This window comes from Paenibacillus hubeiensis (assembly GCF_032334105.1).
GTDB classification, from domain to species: domain Bacteria; phylum Bacillota; class Bacilli; order Paenibacillales; family Paenibacillaceae; genus Paenibacillus; species Paenibacillus hubeiensis.
In genome coordinates, this window is record NZ_JAVYAE020000001.1 from 303671 (window position 1) to 327673 (window position 24003).

Below are 24003 nucleotides of genomic sequence, written 5' to 3' on the forward strand. Positions count from 1 at the left end.
GCATTCAAACGGGGTTGTGCTGTCATGTACGCGGTTTGGCTCGGTTCGTGGCCACGGCCTCCAGCGGATTGTCGGGCCAGTAGTGCTTTGGATAACGGCCTTTCAGGTCCTTTTTAACGTCAAAATACGTTTCCCGCCAAAAATTGGCCAGATCCCGGGTGACCTGTACCGGTCGCTGCGCGGGGGAAAGCAGATGCAGCGTCAGCGGCACGCGGCCGCCGGCGATTCGCGGCGTCTCCTGCTGGCCGAACATTTCCTGCAGCCTGACCGACAAGGTCGGAGCTTCAGGATCGCTGTAATCGACCGGAATGCGCGAACCGCTCGGCACCTGAACATGGGTCGGTGCCTCCTCATCCAATTGCTGACGTTTCCCCCAATCCAAACCGCTGAGCAGGATGTCATGCATGGACAAGCTTTTCAGGTCCTGGACCGAGCGCATGCCCTCGACAAACGGCCGAAGCTGCTCCTGCAGCTCGGCGGACAGTCCGTCCGCGGCCGGTGCCAGATCAGGCCAGTCCGGCAAATGATGGTGCAGGAACCGCAGCCGGTCCGCAAGCTGTCTGGACGATTTCGTCCAAGGCAGGCAGCCCGGCCCTTCCAGGCGAATGCCGTCCAGCATGGCCTCCAGCACATCCTCCTCCGGCGGCTGCGCGATGGAGCCTTCCTTGACCACGATCGCCCCGATGCGCCATTTGCGCTTTGCGCGCACGCTGCGGGTACTGCGATCCCAGGCGACGAGTGTTTCTTCCTGCAGCAGATGCGGGCTTGCATCCAGCAATCGCTGTTCGCTGACGGGGGCCGCGAGCAGAATGCGCGCGTCCGCGCCCTGGTCGTCTGCATCGGCAGCGACCAGATAGGCTGACCGGCTCAGCGCCTCCGTGGCGGGGAGCCGCACCCCGCGGCCGCTGCTCAGCAGATAGCGGCCGTCTTCCCGGCGCTGCGCGATCCGGTCCGGGTACGCGAAGGACAGCAGCAATCCGCAGCTGTCCTCGTCCGGCCGGGCCGGGTCTGGCGCCGCCGGGCCGAGCTCCGCGCGCAGCTGGCGGCTCTCCTGCAGCAGGCGCCGCACGGCGGCCGCATCGGCCGCCGCCGTCTGCGCCGCTGCGCTGCTGCCGGCCGACAGCAGCGCCTCCACGCGCGGGCGCAAGTCCGTGCCCGCGCTTCCGCTGCCCCGCAGGCCCGCCGGGTCCTGCAGCAGCGCCGCCAGCACGCTGGCGTAGCCGGCCAGCCCGAGCTCCGCCGCGCGGAGCAGCATGCCGGCCAAGCGCGGATGCACGCCAAGCGCGTTCATCCGCCGCCCGAAGGGCGTGATGCGGCCTGCGTCATCCAGGCCGCCCAGCTGGCGCAGCAGCGCCTGTGCCTGGCCGTAGGCTGCGGCAGGCGGGGGGTCCAGCCACTGCAGCTCCTCCGGCTGCCCGACGCCCCAAGCCGCAAGCTCCAGCGCCAGCGGGGCCAGATCCGCGGACGCGATCTCCGGACGCGCCGCCTCCGGCAGCGCGCCGTGAGCCTCTTCGCTCCACAGCCGGTAACACACCCCGGGCGCGATGCGCCCCGCACGCCCGCGCCGCTGGTCCGCGGATGCCTTGGACACCGGCAGCGTAACGAGCCGGCTCATGCCGGTGCGGGGCGAAAACGCGGACGCCCGGCTGAATCCGGCATCCACCACAACCTTCACGCCGGTCAGCGTTAAACTCGATTCAGCGATCGAGGTGGACAACACGACCTTGCGCCAGCCGGCCGCCGCCGGACGAACGGCTTCATCCTGACGTTCCACAGGCATGCTGCCGTATAGCGCGTGCACCTGAACATGCGGCGGAAGCCCGAGGATGCCCAGTTCGCGTTCCGTACGGTGAATTTCCCTCGCACCCGGCAGAAAAACCAGCACGTCCCCTTCCTGCTCTCTCAGCGCCCTGACTACGGCTTGTGCCGTGAACGATTCCACGGAAGCCGCCGCCGGTTTGGGCAAATACTTCGTTTCCACCGGGAACGTTCTTCCGGGACACGCCAACCATCTGGTGCCCTCACCCATCAATCCGCAGACCGGTACCGGATCCAGCGTCGCCGACATGACGAGCAGCTTCAGATCCGGACGCAGCAATGCCCTGGATTCAAGCGCAAGCGCCAGCCCGAGATCCCCATGCAAATGACGCTCATGGAACTCGTCGAAGATGACCATCGCCGTATCTTCAAGCCCTTGATCCTGCTGGAGCATGCGTGTCAGCACACCTTCGGTCACCACCTCAATGCGTGTTTCCGCGCTCACCCGGGTATCCATGCGAACGCGGTATCCGACCGTTTGTCCCACCTTTTCACCAAGCGAAGCCGCCATGCGGGCCGCAGCGGAGCGCGCTGCAAGCCGCCTTGGCTCCAGCATGATCAGCTTGCGTCCCTCGACCCAAGGTTCGTCCAATAACGCAAGCGGCACCACCGTCGTTTTTCCGGCGCCCGGTTCGGCGGTCAGTACCCCTGTATCTCCATCCCGAAACAGCTGTCTCAGCTCGGGAATGATCTGTTGTATCGGCAACTCCATTTCCACGAATAACCTCTCCCTTATCCTAAAACAAACGATCACTTGCCCGGTTTTATCACGCGTGGACCGCACTCTTTCCCCGATCCGTGGACAAACCTTCGCTTGCGATATAATACTACAAATCAGCTTGAAACGGTATCCTCCCTCGTTCGTACGTCAAACAAGGGCGTACGTCGATGTCATCTCGGCCATTCCCTATCGAACTGCGAGTACTGACTGTCGGACCCCTGTGAATATTCACATATGCCAACCTGTGACATCCTTTAACCCTTGCCGCTGCATGACAAAAAGCCGTTCCAGGGGAACGACCGTTATGTGCTTGCATATGATTTCTTCTCTGCTTACAGAGTCCGAAGTACGATTAACTAAGCAGCGATTCCGCCCCATCAATGACAATTTCGGCCCCCGTGATGTGCTCGGATTCGGAAGAGGCCAGAAACGCAACCAGGTCGGCAACCTGTTCGGGCTTGCCGGGGCCGCCCTGCAGCGGCTGCTGCCCCTCCGGAAATTCAATCGGAATGACGATCTCCTGCAAATCATCCGTTTTGATCGTACTTTGATCAATATTGGTCGCAATGGCTCCGGGACAAATGACGTTAACGCGAATTTTGAATTTCGCGAGTTCCAATGCGGCCATTTTGGCGAAGGCCACCTGCCCTGCCTTGGATGTGCTGTATCCGGACATGCCGAAGCTGGAGAAGCGCTGATTGCCGTTGATCGAACTTGTGATGATAATGCTGCCGCCCCTGCGTTTCTTCAGATGCGGCAAAGCGTATTTGACGGTAAAGAACGTGCCGTCCAAATTGGTGGTGATGATCTTTTTCCAATCTTCCACCTGAATGTCCTCAATGGGAGCGGATACGCCATTGATGCCCGCGTTGGCAAACACGACATCGATGCCGCCGAACAGTTCCACAGTTTCCAGCACCGCTCTTTCCACGCGTTCCGGGTCGGAAATGTCCACATCGAACGCTCGGGCGGACCCTTCATGCAGCGCGTTGATTTCCGCCGCAGTCTCCGAAATCCGGTCATTCACCAGATCGAACAACGCGACCTGTGCCCCTTCATTCGCCAGCTTCAGCGCCGCTGCCTTGCCGATGCCTGAACCTGCTCCCGTAATGATCGCCACCTTGCCTGCAAACCTGGAACGGTCATGATGATGCGTCATGATTCCTCTCTCCTTTTTCTTGTGTCTTAGAGGCTACGAGGAAACGATATAAGTTGAACCAATGATCTTTACACGGAGCCACTACGTGGTCAGAACCATCTTTCGATCGCTGTGATCCCCAAATTTTTTTGATCCACTTATTTAAGGGGAAATCCGGCGATAAGCCTATGCTTCCGATGCAGCGTTCTTGTTAAGCGAGCGCTTCGCATCTCCAGCTTCTTTCTGTCCTCTCTGTTATCGTGTAAATGTCTGGTTCAACCTATATAGTGGGATTTATTTCGCCGCAGTCTCTTATGTAAAGCAATTCTTCACAAGATTACCCAAAAAGAGCTCTTTTTAAATCATGCACATCGCAATTTTCCGTTTACCACTCCAATTCGATCAATGCCGCATCGTCTTCCAGCCCTCCCGTGTGGGCCGCATCAAGAAGCACCTGAATGTGCTCGTCCGGGATATAGGTGTGAATGGCGTCCAGGTCGTTCAATCCATCCGTATACATTTGCAGCCGGAAAGACTCCTTGCCGGACAACTTGGCATCATATACATGGGGTTTGCCGCCAACCGGTCCTTCCAATGTGGACCAACGCTCGCTGGAGCGACGCATCTGCTGGAAAGGAGCCGAGTGTTCCTTCCCGTTGCGCCACATCCGGATTCTCAAGTCCCCCTGCCAGGCGAGCCACATGCGGCTGTTTCCGTTTCCTTTCGCCAGCTCGACCCTGCCGCATACATACATCGCCTGACTGCCTCTGCGAAGCTTCTCCATCAGCACTTCGCGCAGAAGCAGCGGCGAGTTGTCCAAAGGCTTCAATTTGGAGAGCTGATCGGATGCGGGAACCGTCAGTTCGCGAAGCAAACGTTCCACGCCTTCGGCACTGGGCACCGGCGTGCTGACAAGCCATTCGAGCAGGGCATTGCCCAGAAATCGAGCGGCAAAATCACCAAGATAGCTCATGCCGACCCCATCGCACAATACAAAATGAACGACATCCCCATCCATGTTGACCGCTGCAAAGTCCTGCCCGGAATCTCCCTGATTCACGGTTTCGGCGGCTCGCCCGTACCCATAGCGACATTTGAAGGCGCCCTCGTAACGGGTAAGAGGCTGTTCTCCCGTCTGCAGACTGACGTAGCGAAATCCGCGATATGACCTGGCACGGGGCAATTTATCCCCGGTAGACAGCGAAACCAAACGCATTGTTTTCAATCGGTTTCCCCCTATCGTACAGGTGTGGCAGCAGACATCTGGAACCCGATGGATACCAGCTCGGCACAGGTCCCGGGAAGCATCATCAAAGCGCCTGGAGCAAGCAAATAATCGGCTTCGACCAACATCTCCCGGTAGCTCTCCGGAAGGACGGAAGACATGTTGCGCAGCTTCTCGCCGTGCTCGTCCTTCAGAGACGTCTCCGCATGGATGCCTTTCCACCTTCTCGGCTCGGCAATCGGCGATTCCAGCAGATGGTCGGAAATGAAAATATTCTCAACCAGCACGTTTCCGTCAGGCACGCTCATGCCCATAATGCGTTTCGCAATCGGTTCGGGATCGTCCCCCGTCGCCACGCCATCCGTCATGTGGCACACCAGCGGGGCGGGACAATCCTGCATGTACGGAATTTCCGCTTGCAGTATTTTCTCGGCCTGCAAAAACGCTTTGGCCGAATCCGAGAAGCGCTTTGGCGTAAGGTCAGGCAAAGAACCGATGGCGGCGATTTCGTCGATGCCCTTGATCCCGTTCAACAAGTCATACACATCATCGCTGTAGGCCAGGATGGCGATCCGGTAGCGGGGTGTCAGACGGTTGCCTTTGGTCGAACGAAATACCATCTGGCGAATGGCCAGGGACAGCGCATCGTAGACGACGTCAATGCGTCTGCGATTGTCCAGAACCATATTCATGGAGGCGCTGATATCAATCAAATAAATGATAAGTGCGGGTGTTCGCTGGGATGCTTGAATCGTATAGTTCATCTGGGATGTGTCACCTCCGTCATTTGTTTGATTTACAGGTCTGGCAGAACGTAGTCCGTATTGCCCAGGAATTTGTTGATGGCAGTCATGCGCGCAGCCACCTTGCCCACACCCTTAAAGTATGCAGCGTCGGTATTGTACAAGTTTTTGAAATCGCGTGCATAAGCTTCGGCATTTTCGATGTTACGGCCTTTTTGGGCATTGTACGCTTTGTTATAATGGGCAATCAGGGTTACTACGTTTTGGGCGCGTTTTTTCTTGAGCGCCGCCTTTTGGGCCGCTTCCTCTTTGCGTCTGGCTTCTTCGGCCGCCTTGCGCGCGGCTTCCTGCTTGCGCGCAGCCTCTTCAGCTGCCTTGCGTTCGGCTTCTTCCTTGGCTAGCCTGATGTCGCGCTCTTTCTTCCAGACCAGGTATGCTTCGTATTTGGCTTGTTTGTCGTACTTGGCCTGAGCTGCCTGTTTGGCCGCCTCCTGCTTCTTTCGTTCCTGTTCTGCCAAATAGGCCTCATATTTGGCCTGTTTATCGTATTTTTCCTGCAATGCTTTCCGCTCTTCTTCTTTCTTTTTGGCATCGGCCTGCTGCCGTTCTTTTTCGGCAGCCAGCCTGAGCTCCTCCTCGACTTTCTTTTTCTGTTCTTCCTCCTGCTGCTTTAGCAAAGCCGCCTTTGCCGCTTCGGCTTCCTCGGCAGCCTGGATCTCCGCTAATCTGGCGGCTTCCTGCTGTTCCTTCTGTTTAACCTCGGCTTGGTCGGCCAAGATGTTGACCGTCGGAACCGTTCCGGCCAGCAGAACGACGAGCGCAGCGGCAGAGATCATGAACTTTTTGGTCCGATACAACGGAATTTTGCCCTGTTCCGCAGCTTCCTCCTTCGGATTCAGTTGGGCATCGAGCTGCTGGATGGCTGCTTCCACTTCAATCTGTAACGGACTTTTGTCGGGAATAAAATGATACAATGACCGGTACACTTCAAGAGCAGCGCCCGGTTTACCCTCTTCCTCCAACAATCGCGCCTGCGCGAACAAACGGTTGATGACGGCTTCCTGCTCGGGCAGCGACTTGGAAGCCAAGCCACCCTCCCTTGGGGCGTCTGCATTTCCGGTTATCTCTTCCGTTACCGGGGCACTCCCCGCCTTTTCGGGAGCCGGAGCCGCTTCTTCCTCCGCCATCAAAGGAGCAACCGCAGCCTCCGCTTGCTCTATGGATGCCGAAGCGAGCACGACCAGCCACTCTCCAAACGTTGGACAGCTGCTCAAATCATGGCTTTCCCAGGCTCTGGTGAACAATTCGGCGACTTTCTGGCCCCAACGCCTCTGGAGTGAGCCTTGCATCGCGACATAACGTTCGCTCACCGCCTGCATTTCGTTCTGGTCGAAATAGCTTTCTCCCCAAGCCTTGTCTACGATCGCCGGATCGGACCAGCTCAGCATTTCGGCAATGATCACCGCTCCCGCAAACCTGTCCGCATAAGCGCTCCACAAACCGCTGTGCACTGTCCGATGGGCCGCATACCCCGGGGAACCGGCAAGCAGAGCATCCGGACGATCCATTTTGGAACCGTACATCTGCTCCACATCAACCAGTTCTACCGCCGATGCCGTATTCGGGTCCTGCACTTCGGAAAAAAACGGAATCATCACATTGGGCGCGGACAGATCGCAATGCGCAAGTCCGCGCTGCTCCATGGCAGAGCCCGTGCCGGCAAGCGCCTTGGCCAGCCTCAGGCTATCCTCTGTTGTCAGCGTTCTTTGGTCGCTGATGACATCAAACCAAGTCATGCCCTGGATCCAGGGCATGATCACCGCGTACAACAGATCCGGATACTCTCCAATGAGCGCTCCGTTTCTTTCCGGAGTGAGCACATCGCGTTTGCATACGCGCATACCCGGCAGCGCGCTGTAAGGCTCCATATGTTCCGATTGATACACCATGGCAGGAATCCTGAATTTTGGAAAAAACACTTTTAGTGCCTTAGCACCATCTATGGAACCATTTTTGGGAATCAGCTGATAAACAATCCCCTGCCTCCCCGCCTGGGCGTATGCCAGCCCGGGAGCGGCGGGATGCTGCCCAATCGTGTAGGCAATGTCATTGATCACCAATTCATCCCCTGGATTCGGTTGAAAAGACATGCTCATCCCTCTCTCTGATCATTTCTGTGATGGTGCAGCAAAAACCGGGTGTCGTTAAACGCCCGGTTTCTGCCGCAATAGTTTCTCTTCTGGCTTGCTCTCTGCCTACACGTATGTATGACAGATTAACGAGTTTGGTCAGCCGTGCGGAATTTGTTGGCGATTGCCATAAGTTCCGCGCTAATGCTGTTCAGCGTTTGAACAAAAGACTGCATTTGCTTGCTCGCTTCCTGGAACTCCTGGAAGAAACGCTGCTTGGTCATCCCTTCCCATTGTCCCTCCATGCTTGTGATGGATTGAGTCAGGGAAGTAACGATTTGCTGGCTTTGCTCACCGCTTTGTTTGAATTGGTTGGAAACCTGATCAAGCTGCTCGGGGGTTACTAAAATACGTCCTGCCATGTGTAAATTCCTCCTTGATTAGAGCTAGTAAATATTGCTTGTTCAAATTGTACTATATTGGAATCCTTTGAACAAAAGCCGAAGGACCTAATCCTATTTACCCCATTTTCAGGACCTGAATCTTCCCCTAACAGCCTATTTTCGCCGAAAATTCATTTTATTCCATCAGGCGGATCACATCTGTATATTCAAGTCATCACGATACGACAGGTTCGCTTCCTCTGGTCCCCCGATAGGACGGATCCGTAAACTTCCATGCCACCGGTTCGGGCTGCATGGCCTGAACCAGAGTGGCCGGGGAACCGTCAGGCGGAACGGTGTCCTGTACTTGGTATACTGCCCTTACTGCAGAAAAAGGATCGGATACGACGGCAGAAGTCGTTGAGTGCACAGGCAGGATCTGTCCTGCCTCATTGTCTTCCATGACTTGAAGCAGATTGACAGCGTTGACGTAGGCCTTGTTTACATGTCCCAGAATCGTGCGATACTCCATGTCCACTTGCTGAAACACGACCGCCTTTCGATCAAGCTGCGTCCCGAGCTCCACGAACCGCCGCACCGCCGTCTCGCCAAGGCGCTTGCAATAATCCCATTCGGCCATCACCGCAGGACGGGATTGCGCTTCCCACTCCAGCGAATGAATGGCTTGATCCAACACTGTCATCTTTTGCTGTATTTGCTCCGCCGCATACTGAATCTGCCTGCTCAGTGCCCGAAGCACATCCGGTTCCACACGAATGCGCATTTACCCATCACCTTTCCTCTTCCTCTGCAGGCTGTTTAAGCCAGTCCAGCAGCATTTCGTGAAACTGTTCTCTCGTCGTTAAGGCTGCAACCAACCAATCATCCGAAGCGGCTGTACTCATGCGGAACAACCAATTGGAAACCGCGCTCGAAGTGAACGCCGCCGACTGTGACGTCCAGCCGTCATCGCCCCATACGAGCAGCCGCAGCTCCCCATCCGACTCCTTGTTGACAAGGCACCGTGCAAGCGCAAGCGATCCTTCGGGGTCATTGGTCTCCAGTGCGAGCTCGTCCGCCACCGTCTGCTCCTGTTTGTCATGCAGCCCATTCAAAACATCGTAAAACTTTTTTTTGGAACACATCAGCGCAGGTTTCTCCGCCGGAGAACGCCCGCTCCACTTCATTTTTTCGATCAGGCAATCCACCGCTTGGTGGACGTTCCCCAAATCACTGAGCCTGAACGAATCCGTTTCTCCTTCGATCCGGGATACTTCAACAACGCGTTCATCCGTGCAATGAATGTAGCTTTCATGTGACTTGCCGTTGATTGAGTAACGTATCCAGCATGCCCTGTCGGAAAGACCAGCAATGGCTACCCGGGAAAAAACGGTCGGTGTCATGGTCAGCTCGTTGCTATCCTGATCTTGAATCAAATACCCTTTGTCCAGCAGGGAAGTTTTGACGTGTTCCCATTCCATCGCGATATCTTCGGCCATATAACCGCGGAATGGATCCTCCACGCCAAGCAGTCGGTCTGAACCGAGTATACCGGCCAGGAAAAAAAGCTCTTTCAATTGCAAAGTGACTACCTTTTGCTTGGAATCATGAACCGTCAACATTATGAGCCACCTCCCCTCAAACTACAACATGCCATCGGTCACGAATTTCAGAAATCCAATCGGTCATTTTCCAGCCCGAATGGCATGGGACTGCACCTTTGACCCTGGAATATTTACGTTTAATATAATAACCTTGACCCGGAGGTAGTACCTTCAGACCAGACGTGCTTCCTCCAGATTCGGAATACGGTATACGGAAGAACGAGAGATCGTTAGGGTCCAAGGTCCCGAACAGCAATCCGCTCTGGGAAGCTTTCACGTCGCTTACCCAGTCAGATCCGAACGTTGGGAAATCTGCCGGCACGCCGGATAAAATGACATGTATGCCCCGATCCCTTCCTTGGCGAACGATCGCTCCCAGTTGATCCTTCACGTTGAAATCGGTCAGCTGTTTGGACAATGTGTCCGCATCGTCGATGACCAGCACGATTTCCGGACCGCCGGAGCTTTCTCCCCTCTTCAGCACTTCATCATATAGCTGCTGGATGACAGGAGCCAATTGCTCTTCTCGCGACACATGGCCACGAACATGGGGCAAAGCTCCGATTTCCGCCAATCCGCCTGAACCATAGCGCATATCGACCGTGTACATTTGCACATGCTCCGGTGAAGCATGATACGCCAGGGACAGCATCCAGGTCAACAAAAATGTCGTTTTGCCCCCTTCCATCGGGCTGGTCACCATGAAATGCGGGCCTTCCCTCAGATTAAGCGAGAACGGCTCCAGATCATCGGTATACAGCCCGACCGGCACGTTCACCGACGAAAGGCTTCTGCTTCCGTATGTTCCGGCACGCATAATCACATCCTTGAGATGCACTTCTTCCGGAAGAGGCGCGATCTGGGGCGCCTGTTCCCCGGACCAGCTGTCACGAATGTCAACGATCGCCCGGCGCAAGGACGCCGAACGCTTGCCCTCATCCTCGCCTGCAGACGGCAAGGCCGTCTGGAACGCGAGCGGCGGAACCTGCCCCTTCACAAGACCGCGTCCCGGCGGAAGCTGGCTCGGCGCTTTTGTCGGCCGTCCCACCGCATAATAATAATCGCTCGGATCGGATAATTCAAAAGTTACGGCATTGGGTATGTTGCTCCTGAATTTTTCGAAGATGTCCGTTACGCGGTTGGCTGTCAACACAAAGGTCATGCCCAAGCTGCCGCCTTCGCGGAGAATCGTTTCCAACAACTCGTTCTCTTCGGGATACGCATTCCGGAAAGAAAGATATCCGTCGATCACGACCACAATTTGCGGGACCGCTTCGCGGGCGACGCGGCGATAAGCCGAAATCGTTTTTACCCCGACCTCCGACATCATATCCTTACGCTGTGCAGACAGTTTCAGCACATAACGGAACAACCGTTTGATCCGGTCCTCCTCTTCGGCCATCATGACGGCGCCGATTTGGGGCAGCATCGCAAAATCCTTCATCATCCTGCCCATATCAATGATATAGCCATGCCAAGATGCCTCGTTCAATCTGCCCATGGCCATGAGCAGGGTTTGTACAAACGTCGTTTTTCCCAAACCCGGCATGCCGTACACGACAAGATGGCCTTGATCCATTGGAAGTTCAAGCGGCATCTGCCGCTGGTTGGGAAGATCGTCAAGCAAACCGACGACGGGCCTTAACAAACCGCTTTCCGATTCGTACGCGCGATCCTCGCTTTCCCCGGGTTGCTTGATGGCGAGACTCTCCCAGTCAAGCACCTCCGGCAGAGGAGGCAGCCACGGGCCCTGCAATCGCGCAATTCCGGCATCCGCAGCTGAACGTGCAACATAATCGATAAAGGCCTGCAGCTGTTTGGGGACATCCTCGCCCTTCAATACAGCTCTGCGTTCACCGGTAAGCAAAGGTTCCCGCTTCCCGTTCAACCGCACTTCCATGACAGGCAGCACGCTAGTTGAGTCTTCCTCGCGATGATATGGGGCGCCGCTCCAGGCAAATTGCATTTCTTCAAACACTTCGTCGCTGCCCACCTGGAAATAGCCGCGTCCCGGCTTCGTAATCCATGCCGCATTCGGGATCTTGATCATGTCCCGGCTGTCTCCCTCGCTCTGCACGCGCAAACAGATCCGGAACCTGGAATTGCTCCATATTTTGTCATCGACCACGCCGGCAGGCTTCTGCGTAGCCAGAATGAGATGTACTCCCAACGTTCGGCCAATGGCCGCGATACTGATCAATTCGTCCATGAATTCGGGCTGATCCCGCTTCAATTGCGCAAATTCGTCAATAATGATGACCAGATGCGGCAAAGGCTGCTGTCGCCGCGATCTCGCTATTTTGTAATACTCGTCAATATGCTGCAGATTGCCGGCATCATTCAATATTTTCTGCCGCCTTACAAGCTCGGCCCGAAGCGAAACGTTCGCCCGCTCAATCAGGTTGCCGTCAAGGTTGGTGATCGTTCCGACCACATGCGGCAATCCCACGAACGTATTCGACATACCGCCGCCTTTGTAATCGATCAGCATGAAAGCCAGGTCATGCGGGTGAAATTCAGCCGCAAGGGAAGCCACGATGGATTGAATGACCTCGCTCTTTCCGGAACCGGTCGTGCCGGCGATCAGCCCATGGGGACCATGGCCTTGCCGTTCTATTTTGTCATGCAGGTTAAGCGCGATTTTTTTCCCGCCTGCGCGAACCCCCATCGGTACAGGCAAACTGTCCGGATATCTCATCTGATTCCAGCGGGACACCACATCCAGCTCTTCCACGCGGGAAATACCCATCATGTCAAAGAGCGGAAGAATTTGCGGGATATCCGAGGCGGAAGAACGTTTGAGCCGGATCGGGGACATGTACCGGGCCAAGGCCTCCGCAGCTTCCCGGGAAATGAAATCAGGCTTGTACTCCTGTTTGATGACGTCCGCGTCTTCCGTTTTTTTGATGTACAGTCCTTTGTCCCTGGCAGCTTCCATGATCAGCTGGCAGTGCATCGGAAGCGATTCCTTGCGGCTCGCCAAAATGATCGTGCACACATCGATCTCGTGAGCGGACTCCAGCAAAAGCGGCAGCAGCGGCTCCTCTTCAATCAACTGCGTATCGGACAGGATCACGACGTAGCAGGGCGTTTGCACGCTTTTTTTGTACTTGTCCTGCTTGTTGTTCTTGCGCCGGTTCAATACGGAAAACAAGCTGTCCGCCAATTGATGCGCACCGCTGTGCCTGTCGGCCATATACCTTTGCTCCTGATCCTCGTCCCAAATGTGCGGCAACCAGCGAAGCCATTCCCATTCCCGGGATTCCTTCTCTTCATAAAACGCAGCCATTTTCAGCTCGTCGGGCGAATGCCGAACGGCAAGCTGGGCAACGATGACGCGCAGCGAGGAAAGCACTTCTTCACGGCTCCCCACCAGTCCCATCACCTTGGATTGGAACAGGGGCAAGGTGATGGAAGCATCCGCTACGGTCTGAAATTCGGCAGCCAGCTGATGGGCCGCTTCAATGAGCTCGTCTTTATCATATCCGTCCACGCGCGGTACCTGGAGCTTGATCCGGAAAGGCACTTCTCCGGAACCGATGCGCACCTGCATGAAATCTTCGTCTTCCGGCGACCGCTCCCATAGAGAGCTGTTGCGGTTTTTGACGATTTGCATGCAGACGTTCGGATCCCCATGCACCTCGTATAAGCTTCGGGCCTGTTCGGCTTGGGCCGCCTTCAGCTCTTCGCGATGTTTGTCCAGCTGCGACAGGTACATCGCTTTACGCTCCTGAATCTTTTTGGCGTAGGTCTTTTTGTTGCTCAAATACACGAAAAAAGGAATGGTATATGATGTCAGCATCATCATGACCGTCATCATCTGGAACATCATGTAGCTGCTGTTGCTCATTTTGCCTGTCATATTGATGTATACATAAAAACCGATGCTGACCGTCGTCATCATGATGGGTATTATAATGGAAATCAACGAAAACGTCGGTTTGCTCGGCTCCGCCGGGGGCCTGAGAATTTCAAGCTGTTCTTCCTTAAGAACCGGCGTCATCCTTGGGGAACGCTGATATAACACATTCACGAAGAATGGACCTCCTTTCGTTCGCGCATTCCTGAAATGTATACGTTCCGGGCTTTCATTTGTTGCTTTCCTGTTGGAACAATGGACGCCTTCCATACACAGGCGCCTCTTCGGTCGTTGTCGAGAAAGCCCGTTGGACGCGCACGCAGCTCCCTTGACGCAGGCCTGTCTCGATCAACTGCTGCGCATTGTGCGGCGTGAACCATAACCCTTCGGGAAATTTGGCTTCGAGGATGTACTGTACGCCATCTCCGGGGGCCTGTCCATATATGCGGACACCAAGCAGCGTTTTTAGATGTTCGATCGTACATTCATCCGGCACGTCGACATCAAACCATTCGCTTTCCGCACGTCCGGAATATACGGTTAGAATCATCGTAATCCCTCCGATGGTCTCATATGTAAAATGTCCTAATGTCAAAATAGATCAAAAAAAAGCGGCAAATCAGCATTGCAATCCTATTTTCTTACATAAAATCCGTATTGGCAATGTACACCCTATGTTTTTGTTACGTATGACCCATCCCAGCATTAAAATATCGTCCATTGGTCTCAGAACTATTGTGGCAGGCCACGCGTTTAGGTTTGCAGGGATGCGAAAAATTGAAAACCACTGCGATGGAATAGGGATGAATTTCCCGGTTTCGGGTCGGCCGGGATTGCTTTGCCCACAATCGAATTGTGAACACTTTTCAAACATTAAGCGCCTTTATGTTTTCATAAGCTGATTTTAAGGTAATTTTAAGCATTGGAATTTACTATTACCAATATGAAATAACTCTTGTGAGGTGATTTCTAGTGAGAACACTAATTACATTTCAAAACAAATCCATCCCTGTATACTTTAATCAAGAAAACAAACAACCTGTGCAGAAAACATTAAGACTGCTTAGCAATGCCCTTGAGCATAAAATCAGCAACGGTAAACGAGCTTTGCAAAAATGCCTGCAATCCTTGATCAGCATCGAAATCGTCGGTTGCGAAGCCATTCTGCACAGCCGCAGCGAAAATGATTCACTGGCCCTGTCCTTGTACTAACAGACTCAAAAGCCCCTAAACTTGATGATACGCCGCGGTTCGGACGACCGTCCTCAACCGCAGCCCAAAAAAGGAAGGCATCCTTAAAGGACGCGCTTCCTTTTTTGTTCATATCGATCCCTGACGCCCCAAACCCCTTGCCATAGTCTGCCTTCATGCTTCTTAACGCCGTCTCCCGATTTCGTATACGTTCTCTTGCCCCTCCGCTGCTTCGGCCCTGTGGATGCGAATGAGAAACAGGCGGACCAGATTGTCGCGCGTGTTTGCTTCCCGACAGTTGCTCAGCTTTCTCAGAATAAAGCGGTCGATGGACATCGATTCAAGCCCCTTTACCATGGATTAACGGATGAATGGCCGTGTAAGATAAATAACCGGATTGATTTCGAACCAAACCGGTTCGAATTCCTTTTTTTTTCCTGAATCTATCATCCAACGCCATTCGACTTTAATCGATTCGAGGCTCGCCATCATCAGCCATTTTCATGCCCTTCCCAAACGGTTCCAAACGGTTCCATCCAAACGCCACTTCCACCAGTTCTCGTCCGGCAATGGTGATCGGCTGCTTGCGTACAGGCCTCCCGCCCATCTTTTCATAGAAACGGCAAGCCGGATTTTGCTCCAACGCCCAGATGACCATGCTCCCCATGCCGAGCTGCTGCAATTCCCGAACCATCGACGTCGCAAGCTGCCGTCCGATTCCTACTTGCTGCATGGCCTTTAATATGTAGAGCGCATAGAGCTCTCCTTCGTAAGGCAGGCTTCCTTCGCGCTCCTTTCCTCCTGAAGCAAAGCCGACAATCGTCCCGTCTTCCTGTTCCGCAACAAGCACAATCCGTTCCTCGCCTTGCTCGCAGAGCGCCTGCTCCCATTGAGGCAATCTCGATTCGATCGTCAGACGGTCCAGAAATGCATCAGGCACGATCCCCCGATACGTCGTCTTCCAGCTCTCGGTATGTACATGGGCGATCTGGCGTTCGTCACCTGCACAAGCTCGTCGAATAAGCATGGTTCCACTCCTCCTTTTCCGTTATTACTGCTATAGTCGGTTCGTGGATGATCCTATGAGTGCGCATGCTTTGCTGCATATCCGGCCCTAAGGCCGGATCGTTACCGTTGTGCCTACGCCAACTTTGGAAGAAAGATCCAGCACATCGCTATTATACATGCGAATGCAGCCATGCGACACCGATTTGCCAATGGACGAAGGATCGTTTGTGCCATGAATGCCATAATGCGGAGCCGACAGGCCCATCCAAAGAACGCCGAAAGGACCTCCGGGATTTTCCTGTTTGTTGATGATCGTGAATTCTCCCGTTGGCGTTTCCGTCAACATTTTGCCTATAGCTACCGGGTACCCCTTCACGACTTGATCCCCGTCCAGCAGATATAACATATGATCCGAAAGGTCCACGATAATACGATAATCAGGCATGCTGAAACACCTCCCGGCTCTATCTTATGCCGGTGCACCGGTACTGGCGCCAATTTGACCCCAATCCTCCCGGATCAATCCCAGTCATTCGCACGCAGGGCATGCTTGGGTTTGCGAGAAGAGGACGATTTGCCGGAGGCTCTTCGTTTGGCTGCCGTTTCCTCTTTGCGCTGCTGGTACATTAACTCTCTCTGCATTTTCAGATAATTATCCAGTCTTTTGCTATCCAGGGCTCCTGACTGAACAGCCTCCTTCACGGCGCACCCCGTCTCGCGGGTATGGCTGCAGTCCTGGAACCGGCAGCCGGCAGCCAACTGCTCGATCTCGCTGAAAGCCTGCGACAACCCGCTCTCTCCTTCATCCCATAAATGGAGCTCACGCATTCCGGGCGTATCGATCAATACGGCCCCCTGCTGAAGCACAAACATCTCGCGATGGGTCGTCGTGTGCCGCCCGCGGCTATCCGCTTCCCGCACTTGTTGGGTGAGCTGCACTTCCTTGCCCATGATCCAGTTCACCATGGTCGATTTTCCACTTCCCGAAGATCCCGTCAGAGCGACCGTTTTCCCAGGCTGAAGCAGCCGATCCAGCTGCTCCTTGCCCTGGTCCGTCACTGCCGACAATGCAATGACTTCAATGCCGGGCGCAATGCTCTCCACTTTCGCAACCTGTTCATGCACGTTGTCGCACAGATCGCTTTTGCTTAGAATGATGACCGGGTTTACCCCGCCATTCCAAGCCATGATCAGGTAACGCTCAAGCCTCCGCAGATTGAAATCATGGTTCAAGGCAGCCACGATGAGCAGATGATCGACGTTCGCCGCGATCAATTGCTCCTTGGTCACCGGACCGGCAGCCTGCCGGGATACCCGGCTCCGACGCGGAAGGATGCCATGAATGACCGCTTCCTCGCCAGGCTCGCCCGTAATCGCAACCCAATCTCCCACTGCCGGCAATTCGCCGCTCTCCGCGCTTTCATGACGCATTCGCCCCGATACTTTGCCCCAGCATTCCCCCGATTCTGTCAGCAGTCGCTGCAGCTGTCCATGGTCTGCGATCACTCTTGCGGGCACTCTTGGCGGTACTCCGATGCCGGAACTCTTCCATGCTTCCTCCCATGACGTTGACCATCCATACTTATCCAATACTTTATTCAAAATCAAATTCCTCCCAAATGTTCATGCGATGATTTTCATTTCAATGTTCATGCGATGATTTTCATTTCAATGAAACAGCCGACCGGACACGTCTCCGGCACGAAAACAAGAAAAAGCCACGGGCACAATGAACCCGTGGCTGTAAAACTTGCCGACAGAAGATGCACTTGAAGAGAGCAGAAACTTCACCATTCATACCATGGAAAAGAGAACTTGCCGCTTCCGTGCAAACTCCGATGACGACAAAAAAAGCCACAGGCCGTCTCCCGTAGCTTCTCGCTGCATATGGTTCGCCTAAGCAAACAACGACTGGGACTTACTTAGCCCATACGTATAAACGATATGCCTTGATCCGTTCCGGAGACGATATTCATGTTCCCATATGCGTATACTGCAATTAGAGCTGTCATATAACATCGCCTCCCTTGTAGATTTATCCAACATGTTACACATCCATCCCCGTCATTGTCAAGCGATTTTTAGCGCACCTCGTCCCAACGTGTCCACATTTCTTTCGGATTCAGCTCGTATACGCCGTCCTCCCGGTACATGAACTGATGCATGATGAACTCCCGACGGATGGTCGCGAAATCATCGTGATATTGTTTGATGAACTCATTGATCTCCTTCTCCGAATACTTTCGCCCGAATTCAAGCTGCTCCGCCATATGTTCGAGCACGATCAGCTTTTTTTTGTATTGCGCCGGAATTTGCCGCAGCCGCCCGTCCTTGGCATAAAAATTCCGCATGACCGAAGCTTTCAGCGTTTCATTTACGTCACTCATATCCCCTGCAGCCTCCTTTTTGAAAATAAAATCAACCGATGCTTGCGCATGTTCCTTGATAAAATAAGGATTCAACGTAAAATACACCGTATTTTTTTCCCTGCGCTCCTTAATTAGTGCCGCTTCCCTCAATTTCGAGGCATGGTGCGTCACCGTGGGCTGGGACAGGTTTAGCCTTTCGGCAAGCGCCTGCCCATTCATTTCTCCTTGGGACAAAAGCAGCAACATGCGGAGCCGGGTTGGATCGGCCAATGCCTTGTGGTAAGCTACGATCTTCTCAAGCTGCATCCAATCTCCCCCTTTTGCATTTTCTTCAAATTAGATAAACATCTAATTTTATGTTAGTCTTTATTTTAAGCCATGTCAATCGATAAACGCATGCCGCCGAGCCCTTTTTTCTGCGTAAAAACCTTGCGCAAACTGGCATTGTTCCTACTTTTGCGGTAGGATAATAGTGCTTGACATGAAGGAGGATATAGAATATGGAAGACGTCATCATTATCGGCGGAGGCCCCTGTGGCCTGTCTGCCGCCATTGAATGCGAGCGGCTCGGATTGTCGACCGTCATTGTAGAGAAGCACAATATCGTACATTCCATCTATTTGTACCCGACGCACATGCAGTTTTTCAGTACGGCGGAACTGCTGGAAATCGGAAACGTTCCGTTCAGCTCGCCCAACGACAAACCGTTCCGCTACGAAGCGCTCGCTTACTATCGCAAGGTTGCCGCACATTATGGGCTGCGGGTCCACAACTATGAAGAGGCCCGGGAAATCAAACGCAAGGAAGACGGAACCTTTGAGGTACATACGGTGAACCGACGGGGTCAAGTGACCATCCATGAAGGACGCAACGTCGTCGTGGCTACCGGTTATTTCGACCATCCCAATTATCTGGGCATTCCCGGAGAGGACAAAGAAAAAGTCACTCATTATTTCCGCGAAGCGCATCCGTACACGCGTACACGCGTCGCCATTATCGGTGGCAGCAACTCGGCCGTCGATGCGGCGATGGAGCTGATTCGTGTAGGGGCGCAAATCGATATGGTCTATCGCGGAACCGGCTTGTCCGAGCATATCAAACCATGGGTGCGCCCGCTGTTTGAAAGCATGGTGAACAAAGGCCTCATCACGCTGCATCTTGAGTCCCGCGTCTCCGAAATTTTGGACGACGCCGTGACGCTGCTTCATGCCGACGGCTCCACCAGCCGACTCGACAACGACTTCGTGCTGGCCATGACCGGCTTCCGCCCGGACCGCCAGCTGCTGACCTCGATTGGCGTGCAAATGTCGGAGGACATGGATAAACCGGTCTATGATCCGCAAACGATGGAGAGCAGCGTGCCTGGCATCTATGTCGGAGGCGTTATCGCATCCGGACGCAATGCCAATGAAGTCTTCATCGAATCGGGACGTTGGCATGGCAAGTATATTGCCGAACATATCATTCGTCAAAACCAAAGGCAGCCCGAAGGGAAATGAAAGCCATGGACATGACTTCCCTCCTGCTGCTCGCCTTCGCCGCGCTTGGGATTATTAGCAGCAACGCTCCTGTCACGGTGGCGATGGTGTTTCTGCTGCTTCTGCGCGTGCTTAACGTGCATCAGGCTTTTCCCTGGCTTGAAAAGTACGGACTGACCGTGGGCATCATTGTATTGACCATCGGAGTCATGGCACCGCTCGCCAGCGGCAAGATCAGCATGCAGACCATCGGCGCTTCCTTCCTGCACTGGAAGTCTTTGCTGGCCATCGGCGTAGGGATCCTTGTGGCCTATCTGGGCGGGCGCGGAGCCACGCTGATGGGGGCCCAACCAACGGTCGTTGCGGGATTGCTGATCGGTACCGTTTTGGGTGTAGCCTTTTTCAAGGGCGTGCCGGTAGGACCGCTCATCGCCGCAGGGCTTCTTTCGCTCCTTCTCGGCAAATCATAAGCGAAAATAGGCGCTTGCCCCCTGTAGTCTGGCTGTAATTTCCATCGTTGTATGATATACTTCTATTCATGCATCGCATGGTCGACTGCTTGGAGCATATTCCTTGTTCGACATCGCTGTCATTGCAACTACTAACCCGGCCGCAGGAGGATTCAAGAACCCATGTCACGTCAGTTTGTTACGGAAGCCGTGATGGTGGCGATTTACGGTCAATTGCTCGCGCCACCCGCGCCTGTTGAATATATCGTTCCATATACCGCCGTCCTGGAATTGTATGAGTTTCAAACCAGCTCCGATCCGCTCATGGACAATACGGCAGACGATCTGCACGTCAAAGCCAAGGTCAATGAGTTGATCAGTTACTTCGAAGAACCGCTCAACAAGAAAAAAATAGAGCGTGCCCTGCTTGTCCCTTGGGGAAAAAGCCCTTCGATCCTGTTCGGGGATCAAGTATCGATCTCCATCGTCAATGCGGTGGACACCGCCCAGTATGGCGAATACTTCGATCCGATCGAAACGGAGCTGCTGCTCACCTCCCAGCGTCTGAACACCCCGATTCTCACGGATCAGGTTGATTTCATCGCCCGGATCATCGAGTCTTCCGCTCCGGTGCAAGTGTTTGATATCGACGATTTTGATTTTGCCATGGACGATGAACCTCTGGATCTGGTGTAGAACACCAATTCGAGGACACACCTTCCGAAAATAACGCAGGAGGAACAGGCATTGAAATGTCTTCCTTTCTCCGTATCGGTGTGCTGCGTCATTAAGCACCAAAAAAAGTCCTTCCGGCCTGGAAGGACTTTTTTTGGTGCAGCGAGCTGCCGTTCCTGTATCTTAGTCGTCTGATAGCTCAAGCAGCCGTCTGCTGATTTCATTCAGAGGCGGCAATGCATTCGAAGCAAAAAAATTCATGCCCACTGCACTATCCAGCCTCGAACGTACATGTTCATCCTGAACGATGAATGCCCTGAACACGGCAATGACGAAATAATCTTCGTCTCCGCTCGAATGCAGCTGCCGAAATTCCGGACCCGAGTATAATCCTTGAAGGCTCATGCCGTTGGCCGTCCATCCTGTCTCCTCCCACAGTTCGCGGGAAGCTGCATCCTCGACGGTTTCCCCTGGACGCATTTTTCCGACCGGAATCCCCCAGGGTCCTTGCTCGGCATGCTGGATCAATAACAGTTCTCCCTGTTCGTTCTCTGCCCGAATCGCTGCTTTTACAACGATGCGGGAACGATTTGCAATGTACTGGGCCAAGTCACGGACTGGCGGATTCACCTTTTATCCCCTCCTGTTCAAGACAGTCATGAGAAGAACATCAAACGTCTCAAACTTCGGAGTAACGGTATGCGATATCCTGACCTTCTTCGACCACATCGACATGAAGCTCATGCCCCTTCAGATACCAGTAGTCATGTTCCTCCATGTAAAACCGGATTCCCGAAACTTCGGTCTGTTCGGCCGGGTGTTTCGGTTCCTCGACGGCGATGCCCAAAGAAAATCCCGGGTGCAAACCGCCCCCCGAACTGTAACGCGCAAAAAAACGAATGCTGTCCCCTTCATTCAAACTCAGTTCTTCCTTGTACCATTTTGCGGCACGATCAGATACATGTATGGCACTCATTCGGTGTCAGCTCCTTATCTCTATATATATTCCATCATATCGCTAGAATGTGTTCAACACAAACCCGATGCACGCCGAATAGGCAAATAAAGTTGTGAAAATCATTTGACAGATGGCAAAAGGCGATGGTAAGATGCAAACATACGAGTTCAACATTGAATTTATTTCCAAATGAAAGGGTGATCACGGTGTTTATACTGCATACATTGGATGGACTGCACACACAATTGAATACCGGAGCATCCCCGAAATTGTTGTTATTTCGTACCTATGATTGCGTGACAGAAGTTCATTAATTTCTGACTGCTGTTCTGTCTTTTCATATTGTAATCGGTGTACGGCGGTGGCTCTGCTCTCGGAGTCATGCTGCCGTATGGAAGATATCCCAAACATACCGCCTGCGTGCGGTGTGTTTTTTTTTGGATATGTTTCGGTCAACATGAACAGAAAAACGCATGTACACACCATGAAAGGAAGGGATTATACTTTGTTTTCTGTACTGAAAAACCTGGGCTGGTTCTTCCGGCTCGAGCGCAAACGCTACCTGATCGGCGTGATCCTGCTCATCCTGGTCGGCGTCATCGAGCTGCTGCCCCCTCGTCTACTTGGCAATGCCATTGATGAGATTGTACGCGGTTCAATCACCAGCGCGTCGCTGGCCCGTTACATTTTGCTCATTATCGGTACGATCGTTTTGATTTATCTGGTTACGTACATATGGATGCATAAGCTGTTTGGCGGCGCCAACCTGGTTGAGCGCTTGCTGCGTTCGCGATTTATGGACCATTTGCTGCGGATGACACCGCCCTTTTTCGAGAAAAACCGAACCGGCGATCTGATGGCCCGGGCCACCAACGATTTACGATCCATCGCCACGACGGCCGGCTTTGGCATGCTGACCTTGACGGATTCCACGTTTTTTCTGGCAACCGTGCTCTTTGCAATGGGGTTTCTCGTCAGCTGGAAGCTGACGCTGGCGGCCATCCTGCCGCTGCCGTTCATCGCGCTGGCCATGATGATTTACGGCAAAGCCGTTCATCAACGCTACACGCTTGCGCAGGACGCCTTCGGGGACATGAACGATCAAGTGCTTGAATCGATTGCGGGCATCCGCGTTGTCCGGGCCTACGTTCAGGAACGGCTGGACCAAAAGCGGTTTGCCGACGTCACCGAAGACGTGTATCAGAAAAACCTGTCCGTCGCACGGATGGATGCCTTGTTCGAACCAACAATCCGATTGTTCGTCGGACTCAGCTACGTCATTGCGCTGGCATACGGCATCTATCTTGTGTTCCACAATGAAATTACGCTTGGCGATCTCGTATCGTTCAATATGTACCTCGGGATGATGATCTGGCCGATGTTTGCCATCGGCGAACTGATCAACCTGATGCAGCGGGGCAGCGCTTCTCTCGACCGGGTCAACGAAACGCTGCATGTCGAACCTGACGTGCAGGACATTGAGCGTCCTGTTCACATTGAGGTTCCGGATGAGATCGTCATGAACGATGTGACGTTCCGTTATCCTACTTCGACGGTAGACAATCTGAGCCACATTCATTTCACGTTGAAGCGCGGCCAGACGCTTGGCGTTGTCGGGCGCACGGGCAGCGGCAAATCCACACTGCTCAAACAGCTGCTCCACGAATATCCTGCCGGCGACGGACAATTGACCATTTCCGGCCAACCGATCCAGCATATCGCCAAGGATCAGCTGCACAGCTGGATCGGCTACGTTCCGCAGGAACAAATCCTGTTCTCCAAATCGGTGCGGCAAAACATCCAGTTCGGCAAGCCTGGAGCAAATGACGAGGAGATCATGGAGGCCATTCGCACGGCTGCCTTCGACGGCGATCTCGGAACGCTGTCCGACGGTCTGGACACCCTTGTGGGCGAAAAAGGCATTGCTTTGTCCGGCGGACAGAAGCAGCGGGTATCGCTGGCCCGTGCTTTTATCGCCGATCCGGACATCCTGATTCTGGACGACGCTTTGTCTGCGGTTGACGCCCGCACGGAAGCTAAAATTATCGAGAACATTCGCAGCAAACGTTCGGGCAAAACGACGCTGATTTCAACCCATCGCCTGTCGGCCATCGAACATGCCGACCGGATCATCGTGCTCGAACACGGGAAAATTACGGAAGAAGGTACCCATCAAGAGTTGTTGGCCATGAACGGCTGGTATCGCGAACAATATGAACGGCAACAGGTGGAATCCAATCTGTCCACGTAGGAGG

At 53.9% G+C, this 24003-nt stretch carries 22 protein-coding genes; 5 read left to right on the forward strand and 17 right to left on the reverse strand.

Annotated features, from left to right (window positions below; all coding sequences use genetic code 11):
* Positions 1 to 22 precede the first annotated feature (22 nt).
* The 10 genes from hrpB to RSX24_RS01465 form a co-directional block, all read right to left on the reverse strand.
* Positions 23 to 2530, reverse strand: a complete 2508-nt coding sequence (gene hrpB, locus RSX24_RS01420; RefSeq protein WP_343260054.1) for an ATP-dependent helicase HrpB — start codon at positions 2528 to 2530, stop codon at positions 23 to 25.
* Between the two features lie 361 nt (positions 2531 to 2891).
* A complete protein-coding gene (locus tag RSX24_RS01425) occupies positions 2892 to 3698 on the reverse strand; it encodes an SDR family oxidoreductase (RefSeq protein WP_236417225.1) in 807 nt (268 codons plus the stop codon).
* Positions 3699 to 4062: 364 nt separating this feature from the next.
* Positions 4063 to 4893: a hypothetical protein gene (locus RSX24_RS01430; RefSeq protein ID WP_236417426.1), complete on the reverse strand. Its 831-nt coding sequence runs from the start codon at positions 4891 to 4893 to the stop codon at positions 4063 to 4065.
* 20 nt (positions 4894 to 4913) lie between these two features.
* Positions 4914 to 5666, reverse strand: coding sequence for a vWA domain-containing protein (locus RSX24_RS01435; protein ID WP_343259494.1), 753 nt, complete (start codon positions 5664 to 5666; stop codon positions 4914 to 4916).
* Between the two features lie 32 nt (positions 5667 to 5698).
* Positions 5699 to 7795, reverse strand: a complete 2097-nt coding sequence (locus RSX24_RS01440) for a serine/threonine-protein kinase (protein WP_343259495.1) — start codon at positions 7793 to 7795, stop codon at positions 5699 to 5701.
* 125 nt (positions 7796 to 7920) lie between these two features.
* A complete protein-coding gene (locus tag RSX24_RS01445; protein ID WP_343259496.1) occupies positions 7921 to 8196 on the reverse strand; it encodes a WXG100 family type VII secretion target in 276 nt (91 codons plus the stop codon).
* 196 nt (positions 8197 to 8392) lie between these two features.
* Entirely contained in the window at positions 8393 to 8941 is a 549-nt protein-coding gene (locus RSX24_RS01450; protein ID WP_236417215.1) for a WXG100 family type VII secretion target, read from the reverse strand.
* Between the two features lie 7 nt (positions 8942 to 8948).
* Positions 8949 to 9779, reverse strand: coding sequence for a hypothetical protein (locus tag RSX24_RS01455; protein ID WP_343259497.1), 831 nt, complete (start codon positions 9777 to 9779; stop codon positions 8949 to 8951).
* 16 nt (positions 9780 to 9795) lie between these two features.
* Positions 9796 to 13794 (reverse strand): type VII secretion protein EssC, encoded by a 3999-nt coding sequence (gene essC / locus RSX24_RS01460; RefSeq protein ID WP_343259498.1) that lies wholly within the window; start codon positions 13792 to 13794, stop codon positions 9796 to 9798.
* Between the two features lie 55 nt (positions 13795 to 13849).
* A complete protein-coding gene (locus RSX24_RS01465; RefSeq protein ID WP_236417209.1) occupies positions 13850 to 14170 on the reverse strand; it encodes a hypothetical protein in 321 nt (106 codons plus the stop codon).
* A 422-nt stretch (positions 14171 to 14592) separates the two neighbouring features.
* Here RSX24_RS01465 and RSX24_RS01470 point away from each other — a divergent pair, with 422 nt between their 5' ends.
* A complete protein-coding gene (locus RSX24_RS01470; RefSeq protein WP_236417207.1) occupies positions 14593 to 14832 on the forward strand; it encodes a hypothetical protein in 240 nt (79 codons plus the stop codon).
* Positions 14833 to 14994: 162 nt separating this feature from the next.
* Here the strand turns inward: RSX24_RS01470 and RSX24_RS01475 are convergent, their stop codons facing one another.
* From RSX24_RS01475 to RSX24_RS01495, 5 genes are all read right to left on the reverse strand, one after another.
* Positions 14995 to 15147: a hypothetical protein gene (locus RSX24_RS01475; protein WP_236417205.1), complete on the reverse strand. Its 153-nt coding sequence runs from the start codon at positions 15145 to 15147 to the stop codon at positions 14995 to 14997.
* Between the two features lie 130 nt (positions 15148 to 15277).
* On the reverse strand, positions 15278 to 15838 hold the full coding sequence (locus tag RSX24_RS01480) for a GNAT family N-acetyltransferase (RefSeq protein ID WP_343259499.1): 561 nt from the start codon (positions 15836 to 15838) through the stop codon (positions 15278 to 15280).
* Between the two features lie 87 nt (positions 15839 to 15925).
* On the reverse strand, positions 15926 to 16264 hold the full coding sequence (locus RSX24_RS01485; protein ID WP_236417203.1) for a L,D-transpeptidase: 339 nt from the start codon (positions 16262 to 16264) through the stop codon (positions 15926 to 15928).
* A gap of 74 nt (positions 16265 to 16338) precedes the next feature.
* Positions 16339 to 17421 (reverse strand): ribosome small subunit-dependent GTPase A, encoded by a 1083-nt coding sequence (rsgA, locus tag RSX24_RS01490; RefSeq protein WP_343259500.1) that lies wholly within the window; start codon positions 17419 to 17421, stop codon positions 16339 to 16341.
* A gap of 479 nt (positions 17422 to 17900) precedes the next feature.
* On the reverse strand, positions 17901 to 18494 hold the full coding sequence (locus RSX24_RS01495) for a DUF2087 domain-containing protein (protein ID WP_236417201.1): 594 nt from the start codon (positions 18492 to 18494) through the stop codon (positions 17901 to 17903).
* Positions 18495 to 18688: 194 nt separating this feature from the next.
* Between RSX24_RS01495 and RSX24_RS01500 the strand changes: the two genes are divergently transcribed.
* The 3 genes from RSX24_RS01500 (at position 18689) to RSX24_RS01510 (ending at position 20811) form a co-directional block, all read left to right on the forward strand.
* Complete coding sequence (locus RSX24_RS01500; RefSeq protein ID WP_343259501.1) at positions 18689 to 19687, forward strand: YpdA family putative bacillithiol disulfide reductase; 999 nt, start codon at positions 18689 to 18691, stop codon at positions 19685 to 19687.
* A gap of 5 nt (positions 19688 to 19692) precedes the next feature.
* A complete protein-coding gene (locus RSX24_RS01505; protein WP_236417199.1) occupies positions 19693 to 20136 on the forward strand; it encodes a DUF441 domain-containing protein in 444 nt (147 codons plus the stop codon).
* A 162-nt stretch (positions 20137 to 20298) separates the two neighbouring features.
* Complete coding sequence (locus RSX24_RS01510; protein WP_236417198.1) at positions 20299 to 20811, forward strand: ADP-heptose synthase; 513 nt, start codon at positions 20299 to 20301, stop codon at positions 20809 to 20811.
* Between the two features lie 162 nt (positions 20812 to 20973).
* Here RSX24_RS01510 and RSX24_RS01515 read toward each other — a convergent pair whose 3' ends face one another.
* Together RSX24_RS01515 and RSX24_RS01520 are read right to left on the reverse strand one after the other, a co-directional pair.
* Positions 20974 to 21420 (reverse strand): NUDIX domain-containing protein, encoded by a 447-nt coding sequence (locus RSX24_RS01515; protein ID WP_236417197.1) that lies wholly within the window; start codon positions 21418 to 21420, stop codon positions 20974 to 20976.
* 49 nt (positions 21421 to 21469) lie between these two features.
* Positions 21470 to 21766, reverse strand: a complete 297-nt coding sequence (locus RSX24_RS01520; protein WP_236417196.1) for a HesB/YadR/YfhF family protein — start codon at positions 21764 to 21766, stop codon at positions 21470 to 21472.
* Between the two features lie 487 nt (positions 21767 to 22253).
* On the opposite strand from RSX24_RS01520, the gene RSX24_RS01525 reads away from it, so the two are divergent.
* Positions 22254 to 23999: an ABC transporter ATP-binding protein gene (locus RSX24_RS01525; RefSeq protein ID WP_339277537.1), complete on the forward strand. Its 1746-nt coding sequence runs from the start codon at positions 22254 to 22256 to the stop codon at positions 23997 to 23999.
* The last annotated feature ends 4 nt before the right edge of the window (positions 24000 to 24003 follow it).